This is a genomic window from Paenibacillus roseus (genome assembly GCF_016424485.1).
GTDB lineage: Bacteria > Bacillota > Bacilli > Paenibacillales > Paenibacillaceae > Paenibacillus_D > Paenibacillus_D roseus.
In genome coordinates, this window is sequence record NZ_JAELUP010000077.1 from 164,445 (window position 1) to 179,661 (window position 15,217).

3 protein-coding genes and 1 pseudogene are annotated in these 15,217 nt (G+C 51.3%); all 4 read left to right on the forward strand.

The window, feature by feature from the left end; all coding sequences use genetic code 11:
• Positions 1 to 63: 63 nt before the first annotated feature.
• The gene (locus JFN88_RS15305; RefSeq protein WP_199020144.1) at positions 64 to 9,264 is read left to right on the forward strand and encodes an S-layer homology domain-containing protein; all 9,201 of its coding nucleotides are present in this window, start codon (positions 64 to 66) and stop codon (positions 9,262 to 9,264) included.
• Positions 9,265 to 9,310: 46 nt separating this feature from the next.
• The gene (locus JFN88_RS15310; RefSeq protein ID WP_199020145.1) at positions 9,311 to 10,006 is read left to right on the forward strand and encodes a S1 family peptidase; all 696 of its coding nucleotides are present in this window, start codon (positions 9,311 to 9,313) and stop codon (positions 10,004 to 10,006) included.
• Between the two features lie 562 nt (positions 10,007 to 10,568).
• Positions 10,569 to 12,566, forward strand: coding sequence for an RHS repeat domain-containing protein (locus tag JFN88_RS15315; protein ID WP_199020146.1), 1,998 nt, complete (start codon positions 10,569 to 10,571; stop codon positions 12,564 to 12,566).
• Positions 12,567 to 12,611: 45 nt separating this feature from the next.
• Positions 12,612 to 15,217, forward strand: a pseudogene (locus tag JFN88_RS15320) (RHS repeat protein); the annotation flags it as partial.

Below are 15,217 nucleotides of genomic sequence, written 5' to 3' on the forward strand. Positions count from 1 at the left end.
CATAGATCAGACATTCTTGTAAATATAGTTGAGCTTCACAATTTATCTATAGGCGGTGCATGAATGATAGCGAAGCGACCATCGGTGTACAAGCTTGCCATTGCCGTAATGTGTTTGTCCATTGCGGCTCTCGCGGGTGTCTACATGGCCAAAGCCGAACCGGAGAGTTGGGACGGCTATGCCCAAACAGACTGGTACAACGAGACTTATGTCACTTTTACGATTGATTCAAAGGAGAAGCTGGCTGGCGTAGCCAAACTGGTCAATACCGGCGTGTCGGACACGGGTGTCCAGATTAACGGCTTCAGCGGCAAAATTTTGGAGATCGACCGCAACCTGGACTTATCCGATTATTTGTGGACGCCCATCGGCAGCGCCGAGCATCCCTTTAAAGGCACACTGATTGCCGAAGGCGGGAAGGTGTTCACCATATCCGGCATGAACGTCTCCAGCAGTGACAGCTATTGGGGCCTTGTCGGATATATGGAGGGCGGTACGGTAGGCGGATTTAAGTTTACCGCAGACGGCAGCTTGACGGTCACAAATTCCGGCCGCGATGTATATGCCGGGGCAGCTGTCGGGAAGATGACGGACAGCAGCATTGTGTACCAGATTACAAATTATATTCCGATACACGTTCAGGAGAACAGCCACAAGGTCCGCGTCGGCGGTATTGTTGGCGCGGGGGACGGCGCTGTCTCCAGCTCAAGCAATGAGGCAGATGTTACCGCCTTCGGTTCCACGGCTGCGGCTGGAGGTATTGCGGGCCAAGGAGGACTTTCCGGATTAAGAATCAAGAAGACAGAAAACCATGGAGCCGTCGCGACAGAAAGCGATGGAACCGGAGATGTCTACGCAGGAGGAATCGTCGGCCATGCCCAGGGCTCTCTGCGCATGAATGAGGAAAATACGCCGGTGGCCAACACAGGTGCGATCACAGCAGAGTATGGGGAGCACAGTTATGCCGGCGGGCTTGTTGGCCGGGCCGGGGCAGACATTGCCTTCTCCGAATTATCTGCGAACAGCGGATCGGTTACGGTTGACGCCCCGCAGGCGCTGGGCTCCTTTGCAGGCGGGCTGATCGGAGAGATCGGCGCGGCGCAGAATGAGCCATTATTCCAGATCCAGTTTACGAGCAGCGCTCCAGTTACGAACCATGGGGGCGCCAATGTCCATACCGGCGGCGTAGCCGGACGGATTGACAGCAGCTTGACATGGGGCCGCAATTTTACGAATCAGGTTGACATTGCAGCATCCGGGCAGTCGGAGGTTTATACAGGCGGTCTGATCGGAAGCATCACAGGTGATTTGCGATTTTTGGGCGCTGCAGTCAATTCGGCTGCTGTGACCGTAACCGGCAATCCGAACGAAGCCTATACAGGCGGTCTGATCGGTTCAGCGAGTCAGCGTGTGCTACTCGATCATACCGTAGCTGAAGGATATGCGAACCGGGGCAAGTTGGTTGTTGAAGGCGGTAAAGCCGTGTATACCGGGGGTATTGTGTCCAATCAGGCCTATGCTACCTCTGCAGGCGGAGCGGCAGCAAATGTTGTCAGCATCGGGGATATTTCGGTAAAGGGACAAACGGAGCTGTATACCGGCGGATATATTGGCCGGGTTGATGGCAACAAGGCAGCAGATACTGCAATTGACAGCGCAACATTCGCGCATGAAATTCAGGTGACTGCGGCTGAATCCGGCGGGGAGAACGGGATTTATACCGGTGGTATTGTCGGCGCTTACTATGCCGGTACGGCCATTTCGAATACGTCCTTTACAGGACGTATCGATGTACAGGGCAAATCCGCCGCATATACCGGCGGCATCGCCGGGTATCTGGACGGCGGGACAATCAAGAAAGCAAAAGCAGGTTATACCGCTGCCAATTTTGCAAAAATGACTTCAGACGGCACGCTTGGCGGCATAGCCGGCTATGTGAACGGGACAATTACCGAAACTCAGGTCCGCTATCTCGCGCTTCAGGTTAAACCTCATAGCGTGGCGGGCGGAGTAGCCGGCTGGGCGCAAGGTGAAATTTCCCAAACGGTTGTCGGCGCGGCGGATACTATGGCAAGCGATAGCGTTACGTTTGCAGCCGCGCTGGATAACGCGGCAAGCGGCAGCGACAAGATTATCGCCGGGGGAATTATCGGCGCCAATACAGACGAGCTGGCAGTGACAGAAAGTGAAGTCACTCGTATCACTTTAATAACAGAAACAGGAAGAAGCGGCTATACTTTCGGGGCGGTGGCAGGGCAGCTTACTTCGGATGCTGTCATTGGTTCTCTGGAGAAGCCAGTTCAGGTGCATCATGTAGCAGTTGAAGCTCAGGCATCGGATAGCTTGCTGGGCGGAGTGGCCGGAATGAATGAGGCCTCCAAGGTTCATGTGTCGGTGGAGCAGCTTGAGCTGAACCTGAAAGCATCCGCCATTCACGCCGGGGGGATTGCTGCGGTCAACAGCGGAGAGATCGCGGCTCAGGCTAGCGTACTGAATGTAAAAGACAGCAAATTTGTCAGCAGCGGAGCGAACAACCGTGTTGGCGGTGTATTCGGAGAAAACAAAGGGCAAGCAGATAATGCGCAGGCAGATCATGTGATGATCACATCTACAGGAACTGGCAACCGGATCGGCGCGATTGCGGGGGTCAACTCCGGTGTTCTGACAGGCAGCAAGGCAAGTTATGCAGTCATTGCGGCAAGCGGCGAGAAAGCAGAGGCAGGCGGAATTGCAGGACGGCTGGAGACTGCTGCCGGAAGCGGACTGACAGCGGCCATCAAGAATGCTGTTGTGTTAGCAGGTGAAGAGGCGCTGCTGACCGCAGACGGAGCGGAGTCCGCTATTGGCGGAATCGCAGGAGTGGCTAAGGATTCCTTGATCTTGAATTCAGTTGTTCAAGCGGTTATACCCGACTATGCAGTGCTCTCTGTCAAAGGGACAAAGATTGCAGCGGGCGCCATCGCGGGCCAAGCCGAAGATTCGCATCTTTCCGGCGATGCAGTAACCGTCAACGCGGAGAATGTGATGCTGTCCACGACGGCCTCAGGAACCGAGGCCCACATCGGCGGGCTGATCGGGCATAGTGTCCGCACCAAGACGGAAAAGCTGGTCGGCAATAAGGTAAATCTCATTTTGAATGGAGAGAAGGCGGCTGCTGGCGGTATTGCCGGCTATAATCAGGGCTCGAATGAAGCCATGATTACAGGTACCTATCTGACAGAACTGAACATTCGGGTGAATCCGTCCGCACAATTTGCAGTGGTTGGCGGTTTTGTCGGACGCAACGCAGCGCGTAACGGCGATACGATCGCTGACCCTGCAACGGGTGTCAGCACTATTCAAGCAAGCCGGGTGTCCGGCAGCATTCAGACGAATGCGCCGTCCTCTGTAACCGGAGGCATGGTCGGGGAGAACAGCAGTCTGATTGCCAATAACAGCATCACCGAGAAAAATTCGCTCATCTCCAAAGGCAACAATTCGATAGCGGGCGGATTGGTCGGCTTGAACAAGGAAGCTGGAGCCGTATATTATACCTACTCCAACGCCAATATGAGCATTGAAGGGGAAGGCACGCTTACGGGCGGACTGGTCGGCGACAACAAAGGACGCATTATCGCTTCCTACATTGACAATGATCTGACAAGCCGAACTTACGGGAAATCCGAAAATCCGGTATTTACAGGCGGTATTGCAGGGCGCAATACAGGCGTAATTGAGAAATCGTATGCCGTTTCCAACGTGAGGGCGGATGGCAGCTATTCGATTGTCGGCGGTCTTGTGGGCGAACATGCGGCAGGGACAATTGATCATTCCTATACAGCCAGGTCGGTTGCCGCAACCAAAGACCATTCCTATGCGGGAGGTTTTATCGGGCGAATTGTCGCAGGGAAAGTATCCCACAGTTATTCCGCCTCCAGGGTGAGCGCGGCAAGCGATGCATTTGCAGGGGGCTTTGCGGGTCGCTACGACAATACAAGCAAGGAATTGTTGTACAAGTCCTACTATATTAAAGATGAAGACAAATCAATTAATAAAGATTTGCCGGACTTCGCGGACGGGAAGCATCGTTTCCTCAACGTCCATGCAAGATTGAGCACGATATTGGCGGAGACGCTGGAGGATCGCAACGTATTCCCTGGCTTGTCGGGCTGGGATTTTACGAATACTTGGAGATACGGGTCGCTCAATGCCGCGTACAAATATCCCGAGCTGAACCGTGTTGCCAATAGCGGCGGCGGAGGCGGCCATGAGGATGTGAACCAGAATATCCGCTGGTACATGCTGGACAAAGATGCCATTAATTTCGAAATTAGCACCGAAGCGGAGCTGGCAGGTCTGGCGGCTATCGTGAATGGAACCGTTCCGGGTGAGAGAGCCTTTAATTTTGAAGGACGGAACATTCGTGTGACGAAGCCAATCCATATCCAATCCAAGCAATGGGCGCCGATTGGAGATCGCATCGACCATGCATTCCAAGGCAGCTTCGCAGCGGGCGGACATCTGATCGACGGCCTGGCTGTAACGTCGGACCTTTCGTATGCAGGCTTGTTCGGTGTCATTGGAACCAAGGGTGAAGTGCTGAATGTGAAGCTGGAACCGCTCGCTGTTGCCGGCAAGCATCATGCAGGGGTATTGGCAGGGCTGAACCAGGGACGAATATCTGATATTGACGTACGTCTGCTGAATGGAGTTGAGATCAGCGGGCAAACCGTTGGCGGACTGATCGGTGAGAATACGGGGCAGATGGAGAAGCTTCAGCTTACGCTGGATGGAGGCAGCCGAATCGTAGGGAATATAGAGAACGCGGTTGTCGGCGGTATTGCGGGCAAGAACAAGATGGCTATTGATGCCAGCCTCTATTCAATCCAAGCGCCGGATGGAGAAATTACAGCTACAGCGGACGGGGCGACTGTCGGCGGACTATTCGGCGAGCAGACAGGAGATGTTACAGGACTGAATATAGAAGTTGTGAAAGAATATCGTGTGTCTGCCTCAGGCAAGAGCAATGTGGTTGGCGGCATTATCGGCCGTTATGTGTCCGGGAAGGCACAGGATATTACATTGACCTTCAAGGATGGGCACATTACGGCCAGCGGACAGGGTTCGGTCGCGGGCGGCGTGATCGGCCACTCTGAACCGGGGAATGCAATAATCGGTATTCGCGTAATCGGTCGACCCGAGCCAGATAAAATACTGCCGGACAATGCGGTTAGCGGCGATGAAGCGGGAACTGCCGGGCACATCGTCAGCAGCGGGGCTGCAGGCGGCGTAGTCGGTATGAAAGAAGGCAAAGGAACGAATGCCTATGATATCCGGCAGGTTCGGGTAGAGAGGTTAGATATTCATGTATCGGCTGACGATAAGCCTGCAGTTAGCGGGGGAATTGCAGGCTGGTTGATGAAGACGGCCATGTTTGATGCCTACTCGCAGGCAGTTATCAGGGCCGGAGGCGCGGATGCTGCTGTCGGCGGTATTGCCGGTATGGCGCATAACAGCATTTTGAACAAGTCTGTCGTGATTCCGGATATTGTAGTAGAAGCAGCATCGGGAGCAAGCGCTGTTGGCGGTGTGACAGGCAGCTTGTCGTCGGACGATCTGGACAGAGCTTTTGACTTTGGACAGCTTATTCCATTCTATTCCGGTATTTATCAGGCGGACGTTCAGCGCGGACAGATTCAATTGACAACCGGAAACGGTGCGGCAGATCTGACTCTCGGTGGAATAACAGGCGTCAACGCAGATGCTTCTATCTATTATGCCAATGCAGAGCCGCAATTGAAGCTCTCCGGCGGTAGAACAGCTGCTGCGGGGGGCGCGGTCGGTGAAAGCAGCGGCATTCTGGTTCATGTGAAGACAGGAACGCCAATTCAGGCGGAAACTTCGAGTATCTATCATGTTGGCGGTGTTGTTGGCAAGTCGACTGCCGGCGAGATTCATTATTCGGAGGCAGCGGCTGTCCGCAGCGGCAAGATTGAGATCGGCAATGCGGTTACACGTCCTGGCGTTGTGCCTTCGGCACATGCGGGCGGGTTCATCGGCATGGGTGATCATACGAAAATCTCGCATTCTTCGACTGATATTCCGGTTCAGGTGCAGGATACGAATCAGGATAATACGATCTATGCAGGCGGCTTCGCCGGTTTGCTCGGTGATACAGCGGATGAAGCAGCGTCCATCGACCGGGTCTACGCCAAAGGCAATATTACGGTAAAAGGTATTACCGGTGCCTACGCAGGCGGCTTTGCCGGTTCGGTAGACAAGTATAAGATTACCGATGCTTATGCATCGGGCAATGTTCAGAATACAGGCTTTGACACGCGCAGCGGAGGCTTTGCGGCTGCCGTAGAACGTGAAGCTGACATCAAGCGCGCTTACGCGATCAATCAGAAAGTCGAAACAGTCGGCATTAATCATGCGACACGCGCCTATGCGGGCGGTTTTGCCGGGTACAATGACGGTCAATTGACAGAGGTATACGCGAATGTGCCGGTCTTGACGATCAATGTCAGCGGAGCCAATGTGTATAAAGGCGCGCTGATCGGCTATCAGTTCAGACAGGGTAAGCTGAAAGACTCTGCTTATACGGGGGTTGCAACGCCTGTCGGGTACAATCTGGGACAAGTGACAGGTACAGCCGCAGTCGAAGCGCAAGATATGACGCCTGTGCTGAATTGGAACTTCGAACTGGATACGACCTTCCTGAACGGGGAGGCGGCGGACGGGCTTATTATTCGGACAGTACCGCAGCTCGCAGGGGCGGTGCATCTCTATAACGCTTCCGGCTTGCCGTATTACCAGCTGTTCAACCGTGCGGCAGAGACAAAACCGGAATTCGAACGCATTCAGCTTGCTGCAGATCTGGATCTTGCAGGCATAGCATGGAATCCGTTTGACAGCTTTACCGGGGTGTTTGATGGGGACGGACATGTCATTTCAGGTCTTCAGATTAAAGAGACAGAGAGCTCTGGACCTGCAGCCTTCATCAGGCAAAATAAAGGAACCGTCACGAATATCCGTTTTGAGAATGTCTCCGTTACGGGCGGTGCGCATACAGCGATTGTAGCCGGAACGAATGAGCAAGGCGCTGTTATCCAAGGCGTTGTCATCAAGAATGCCAAAGTTGCAGGAACAAATTATACCGGCGGCGTAGCAGGCCGCAACAAAGGGTCATTGGCTCAAACTCAATTGAGCGGCTTGACTCTTAAAAGCAATGGAATTGCCGGTGGAGCAGCAGGCATTAACGAAGGGCGCATTAGCAACGTATCGACAGCCGGCCGAATCGAGTTGAAAGCTGCCTATGCGGAGCAGGCTGTGCGTGGCGGCGGTATTGCCGGAGAGAATCTTGCGGGCGCTGCAATTGATCACAGCTTCTCTTATGCCGACTTGAAGTCCGAAGCGGCGGAGGCGCAAACAGGAGGTATCTCCGGTCTGAACGCCGGGGAAATCAGCTTCAGCTATTATTCGGGACGCGCCGAGTCCAAGGGTACTGCAAAAGCCTGGACAGGCGGAATTGCCGGTTCTACAGTCGGCGGAGCAATCAGCAATGCCTGGTCGGCAGGAGAAGTCATTGCTTCGGTGAACGGCAAGCATGTGCCGGGTGTGACATTCTTCGGGGGAATCGCCGGACAGAAGACGGATTCCGCCGCAATTTCGAATACCGTGTTCAACAAGCAGCAGTTGAAGCAGAACACGGCGTACTACAACAGTGACTCCAAGCCGGTTGGCGGGTCTGGTGGTGAGGCGCAAGGCGTGCTGGCGAAAGAACTGGCGCAAGGTGTTGTTCCATCTCAGCTCGATACTGCTAAATGGAAAGCTGTCCAAGGCCATTACCCGCAGCTTGCGGGATTCTATGGTACTGACAAGTCCGCGATCAGCGCGGCAGCAATTCTGTTGGATGCCAAAGATACGATTAACCGTATTAACGCGCCGTTTGAACTGACAGGAACAGGCGTAACCTGGTCGGCAAACGCGGCGGAGGCAGTCATTGAGAAGCAATCCGCTAAAGTAAAAGGTGCCCTGAAAACAACAGGCACAGCCGTTCTTACCGTTGCCGCGGGCGAAATGAAGCGACAAATCGTAATCCATTCGCCAGCTGTTCAATATGCCGAGAAGGCCAAAACGCCGTTTGTTGAATCGGGCGATGCCAGCTTTACCGATCAGGTATCTGTCGTGCTTGGCGTTCAGGAGCCGGGTGCAGCCATCTACTATACAATAGACGGCAAGCAGCCGACTGAAGAATCGGCGCGGTATACAGGACCGATTGTATTGAAGCAGACGACGACTATTAAAGCGATTGCTGTTGTCGCGGAGAAGGAAATCAGCGACGTATTCACAGGCGTGTGGACGAAGAATACTCCTCCGGTATCTGGCGGTGGCGGCTTTATCCCGGTTCAGCCCGAACAGCCGGAATCCGCAATTCAGGCGTATACCGGACAGAAGCAGATCAGTTGGGATAAGGACACGCCGGTGTCAATCGCCCGCAACAGCAGGCTGGCGCTGACAGCTCCGGCTGGACAGATCATTTACTACACGACAGACGGAAGCACGCCAACTGTAAATAGCCAGCAATATAAAGGCGAGATCATCATCACTGGCAGCATCACGATCAAGGTGATTACGAACAAGAATAACCATGTCATGACCATGCGGTATGAAGTTGCCAATGCGGGTTATGAATTGAAGCAAAATGCAAGCCAAATTAAATACATGAAGGGGTATAGCAATAATCTGTTTAAACCCGATTTGGCGATGACCCGATATGAATTAATCGGAGCGCTTGCTCCACTGCTGGATAAAGAAAATGTTACCGTAGCAAGTCTGTTCAGCGATGTAGGGGAAAAACAGGCGAATGAGGTTGCCTTCTTTGCTTCGGCCGGTATTATACAGGGCTATCCGAATGGAACCTTTGGCGGAGAAAAGCCGCTGACCAGGGCAGAATTTGTGGTCATGCTATCCCGGGTGCTGCATGTGGATGTATCCAGGAATAGTCAGGCCGGAAGCATTGGCGCTGGTGCAGGGACCGGGGCGTTCACAGATGTGAAGGGTCATTGGTCCGAGCCTTATGTGCAGGCCTTCGTGAAGGAAGGGTATGTGAAAGGCTTCCCTGACGGCACGTTCAGACCGGACAGCAAGTTATCCCGGGCCGAGGCTGTTGTACTGATCAACCGGGCTACTGGAGTTGAGAAGAAGAAGCTTCCGGCAAAATATACGGATTTGCAACCTTCCCACTGGGCCTATGAGGATATTATGCCAGTCGTCCAATAGCAGGCAGCGAGATAAAGGGAGATTCAGAGAAAAAGGAGCATAACAAATGTCCAGAAGAGTGAAAATGATGATGCTGTGCCTGATGGCTTTGCTCATTTCCGGCATGATTGCTTTTACCCATGCTTCACAAGCAAGCGTGCCTGATTCGTACAATGCGAAGGAGAGCTATGCGCTGGCCCGCGGCGCGATGCTCTATTTGCGAGTCATGGGCAACGGCGAGGCCGTCAAGGCAGTGGGGTCCGGCGTCATCATTTCCACCGACGGCACGGCTGTTACTGCTTATCATGTAGTCAAGGGCGGTGAGCGGATCGAGGGCGTTCTTTCAGACGGCAAGGTAGTTGGACCGATTACGGTCACAGCCTATGACGAACTGACGGATGCGGCGATCTTGCAGCTCCCGCCAACCAGAGTTGTAAAGGGGAAGAAGGAGACATATCCTTACCTTGCGATGCGTGAATCCAAACTTGCATATGGGGAAAAAGTGTATGCGCTCGGTTATCCCATGAAAGACACCCCCGTCATTACAGAGGGGATCGTCAACAACCCGAATGCGGAAGTGAACGGAAGAGGGCGCATCTTGACTTCCGCCCAAATCGTCAGCGGCATGTCAGGCGGTCCTGTGCTTGATGAACAAGGGAGACTGAGCGGCATTGTTTCCGGCTCGATGCGGACGATGCCGGGCATTCATTTGGCCATCGATATGGATGCTGTGCGAAGTTTGCTTCAAACAGCAAGCCATTGAACTCGCTTCACGGAATTCCGTAAATTTAAAAAAGGATCAGGATTTCTTCATTAGAAGAGTCCTGATCCTTTTTTTGTTTTGCGCGTCTAGCCAAGCGAGGGACAACTAGCCGGTGTGAGTCCGGTCGAGGTCAGAGGCAAGTCGCCTCGTAGCTGACGGGCAACTGGTGGAGAAATCTTTGAGGTTAAAGCCCCGTGACAAAGTAACTTTCTTCGGAAGTGCGAGCCAATAGCAGGCCGTAACATGAAGTGAATCCTGCGGCATTGTCAAAAAGTACTTTATAGAGACAAAAGAAAGTCGAGCCCGGAATGTGATCTATAATATTTCTAAAAAACTGGTGTTTTTTAGAAGATTACATGTTATTATATGTCAGTAAATATTAATATATATAATTAAACCTTTAATAGGTGGTGATTCTACTTACGAGAGATAATAGATAATAATGGGGAAACTGCAAACATTAGAAGCAAGAGCGAAAGAAATCAGCAAGATTTTTTTACTTACGCCGGGAGCACTGGTTGCTTGAGAATTTAATTCAGATGTTGACTTGGAGGCTAAGACAATGAAACAACGTGCAAAGTTAAAAAGTATGGTCATCGCTCTCATCATGATCATGCTTTTTGCTGAGGTTAACGGATATGCAGCAACCGAAGCAAAAGGTTCAGCAGCAGTCCAGGCCGGGTCGCAAATGCAAGTGGAGACATTGACAGCAATCGAACCGGATATGGGCGATAGCCCTGCCTTTCAATCCTTTATGTCCGAGATGTCGAAAAAAAGGGCTGTTGAACGACCGGAATTGCGACGTGCGAACGAAGTCCATTTTAAACTGCCGGACGGCAGCTATCGGGCATTCGTCACGACGGACCCTCTGTTCTATTGGAGTGAGGAAGGAAAATACGAGGAAATCGGTACGGCGCTTACAACGCCGGCAGAATCCAAAGCGCTTCAACAGCGATCAGCAGAATTTAAAAACGCGATCAACGCGCCTCAAAATCGGACATCGGCGTTTAAGGCCGTTCGAATGCCTTTCGATGTCACGATCCCTATTGAATTTAAAGAGGGCTATAGCATTGGAAAAGGGGGAGACTATGTCCGGTTTATTCCGCAAAACGTCAGCGAGTCCGCCAAAAAAGGCGCTCTGGATAAAAACGAAAAAAATAAAATCCGGTATCGGGACGTATGGTCCGATACAGACGTTTTGTTGGAGGTAACCAAGAAAGGGATCAAAGAAACGATTACGCTCAAGAATGAGAAGGCCGGGAAACAATTTTCATTCCTTATCGAAGGTAAGAATAAAGAGAAATTCACCATTCATTCCATGTTCCTGGTGGATAAGAAGGGAGTCAAAAGAGCCGTTTCTCAACAATTTCGAACAGACAAGGGTAGAAACTATCTCGATATTCAGGTGGATACCACGGGTTTAACCTTCCCGATTGATGTCGACCCCAGCGTAACCTCTCCGGTGTTGTCAGGCGGGGACAGCTTTTCATTTACGATCCCTCAAAATGTCGTCGTCACAAACGGAAAAATTGGCTTGACTCCAAAGGATAACCGCGTAACTCGCTCACGAACCTATTATTCTTCATTAGGAGACATTAACTTTTGGAGCGATAAGCCATCTTCCTTGTTTACCGAACCGTTTCGTCCTTTCTCTTTAGTCCTAACTGCAACCAAGTGGAATGGACAAGTTAGTTGCTCGAACGGCAGCGCCCCATATACCAATATGGACTATATCGTTCCTTCCGATCCTCCGGCTACGCTCATGGAAAGTAAATTCAAGGTGGTTACCATTCCACCTTCGCCCAAGCCAGCACCCCAAAATGCAGAGTGCGGGGTTAAGGCAAATAGTGACACGTACACGCTGTTGAGATCGACGTCCAACAAACTGCTTCCATTGAATAATAATGATTCCAAATTGATAATGGATGTTAGTGGCTACATCGCCTTGACCAATTCCAAAATCGAATTTAATAACTGGAATGCATTGTTCTCTAATTACTTATATGAGGAAACGGAATATCGTACTGTCCCGTCAGAGTACTGGAATTTAGGGACAAATACCGTAACCTTTATAAATAGTCAAGGGAAGGCCACAATCAGTGTGATGTATGACTATACGTTGGTCGGGGGAGCTCGTCTAATCAGTCCGATCGGGGGAGAAGTGTTTGGGACATCCATGCCGATCTCTTGGGTGTTGGATCCTGGCCCGCCCACGCTGGAAACCCGATTTCAGGTTCAGTACTCGTCTAATGACGGATTCAACTGGGTGGATCTCGTCAATGAAACAACCAGTACACAACTCACAGTAAATACGGCGGGCTACTTCCCTACAACGAAGGGACGTGTTCGGGTTCGAGCAAACGTCATCAAAAACGACGGCAGCCTTACGTACGGCGTATGGAATCAGTCTGCTGCTTTTTCTATCAGGCAGCCTAACGATGTTTATGTCTACTCCAATCGAAATCGGTTAACGGATATCTATTTTGCCAACGGGTACAGAGTGTCGTATCAATACGATGCGAACGGAAACATCGTGTCGAAAACCAGAACGCTCTATTAATTTCAAATAAACACGTACACTTAACCTGCAATAGGAGCTGTTTCTATGAGAAAAATTATCGTCTATTTACTACTTGTCGCTTTCGTTGTGCAGCTTGCCCCCGCCCCGTCCGCAGTAGCGAAAGGGAAATCAAATATTCAAACCGCATCGCTTGGAGAGTGGCCGATCCCCCCTGTGGAAGAATCGGGAGTTCAAGAAACCTTGACATTGGAGTGGCTTAGCCGCAGCTTTCAAATCCCGGAGCTTGATTTGGTCGAACAATTAAATAAAGGCTACACACTGGAAGACCTGTATGCAGCCCTCCAGGCCCGGATAGCGCCGGATCAGTCTTTGGCTGACTCGCTGCAGCAAATCAATCCCGAGGTGGAATGGGAGGAATGGGATTATTCAGCGGCCCGGTTCGAAAATCGGGAAGCGATCCCCGGAGACGTGGATCAGAGCGATATTTCCGAGACGGACGAAAATGTTGTAAAAACGACAGATGAATTAACGATCCCGGATGAAAGTCTCCTGCACCCTGCCGTTACACCAGATCCCGAACAGGGACGCATGATGGCCATGTCCTCTTCCACTTCCTATCCGACCAGCTATGACGAGTTTGCGGTGAAACGGTTGAATATTCAACGGGATAGCGCCCCGTTCTCGATTCAATCGATTGGCGAAAGCATATCTCCGATTAGCGGTTCGCTCTCCGTACAGGCTACGGATATGGTGCTGCCCGGGCGAAACGGTTTATCATTTGCCTTAACCCGTAGCTATGACAGCTCCGATGCCCAGTATTATGATAAAGATTTTGTTAGCGGAATCCCGTATACCAGGATGTACTACCCTGAGCTAGAAGGTCGTTTGTATAATAAAGCCTCTTCGCCAAATAGTTTGGTGTCACCACAAGTGGGATACGCCGGGAATTTTGTGTTTGACGGCACGAGTTACAAATCGCTGGTCCAGATCATTGGTGGACAATCTACGTTTGTGTACTACCCGAGGCCTAATGAGCCGTATTTCGAATTTAACAATGAAGTGATAGATTTGCTAAAATCAGCATGGACCTACGTCGATCCTAATAATAGTAACAGCCCGTACCTGCTGGCTCAAGATATGGTTCTGAGTGGAATTCCATTAAACGTCAGATTTTATCCAACAGGCAACGTCGTCTATGATCCCTATTTTCAAATCCAGTGGGCTAACTATGTCGCCTATAGCAACCAAGCCAAACCGAAACAAGGAGAGAATCGTTTCCCGATCGGGAAAGGATGGAGCTGGGATATCCCCTATATCGAAACGAAGGATACCAATAAGAAATATATTCACTTGTTCGGCGGAAGCGCTTATGAATTGGATGGGCTGAATCTCAAAGGCTATCCATGGAAGGACTTGAAACTGGAAACAGGTTCCTTCACCACTCCGAGTAATAGCTCTGCCTATTACAAACTCCAATCGCTAGATGGAAAAAAGATGTATTTTGATTATCAAGGGCAACTGATGGAAATCGCAGACGCCTACAACAATACTCTTCAATTCGGCTACCAGTCTGTACAGCCGTATGGCACTGTCCTGACCAAAGTGAAAGACGCCCTTGGCAATGAATTAACGATCAGCTATTCAACCAAGGAAGTTGTGGTCACGATAGGTGATCGGACGGTTAAATATGACAAGATGAAAGATCCGCAAGGCAATAAAGAACTGCTCACTCAAGTGACCGATGCGATGGGCAGAAAAACACAATACGTCTACGATATCAAGCCGATTCCTTTCGATCTCGTCGGCGGTGGACGGCCCAAAGACAATTTTATTGCCCTGTTAAAACAGGTCTACCATCCGACCAAAGCGCGAACGGATTACGGGTATACCGACTTTGATCGCGCACTGGGCACCAGTGCGAAAGAACGGGCTTATCGGGCGACTTCAAGAGAAGACGTGGTCACCTATACGGATGGTTCAGAATCGAAATTCAATCGGGTCACGTATAGTTACACAGGCGACGGAGCGGCGGTCCGATTCTCCAACAGTTCGTTCTCCACCACCGTGGACAACGGGAGAATCCAGACGACCTCTTCCTATGACCGCGTGTATATCGACGAGAATACGCCGGAAGTCTACTACAATACGCAAGTGGTCAAAAGCAGCGGCACCCAGCAGTCCACCGAAACGATGGAATACAACCGGGTGAAACGCTGGCCGGTACCCACCAAAGTGACCGCTCAGACCAAACAAGGTTCTTTGCAATCGACAGCCAGCATCGTCTCCCGAGATTATGATGAGTACGGGAATGTGATCACCGAGACCGATCCGTATACCAACACGACGAGTTATACGTATGATACAGGAAATTTGTTAAAAAGTTATACGGTTCCTGTTCAGTCGAATAAAAGCTTGTTTGTCGAGTTGGAACGGTATCCGACCACGAACGGCATCAAGACGGTCAAAATGAAAGAAAATAACAGCAGCGGTCCCCTGAAGGCCCAAACGAGCTATGTATATGACAGTTACGGGAATCCAACGACGATCACAATCAAGGATGACACCCGAGATATTGTCGTTGCCAACGAATACGATTTCACGTTATACCAGGCTGGTTTCCCAACCCGTCAAGCCATTCAGGTGACCGGAGCGGATAATCAGACTACGTCGGTGGCGCAGCAGTTCCGGTA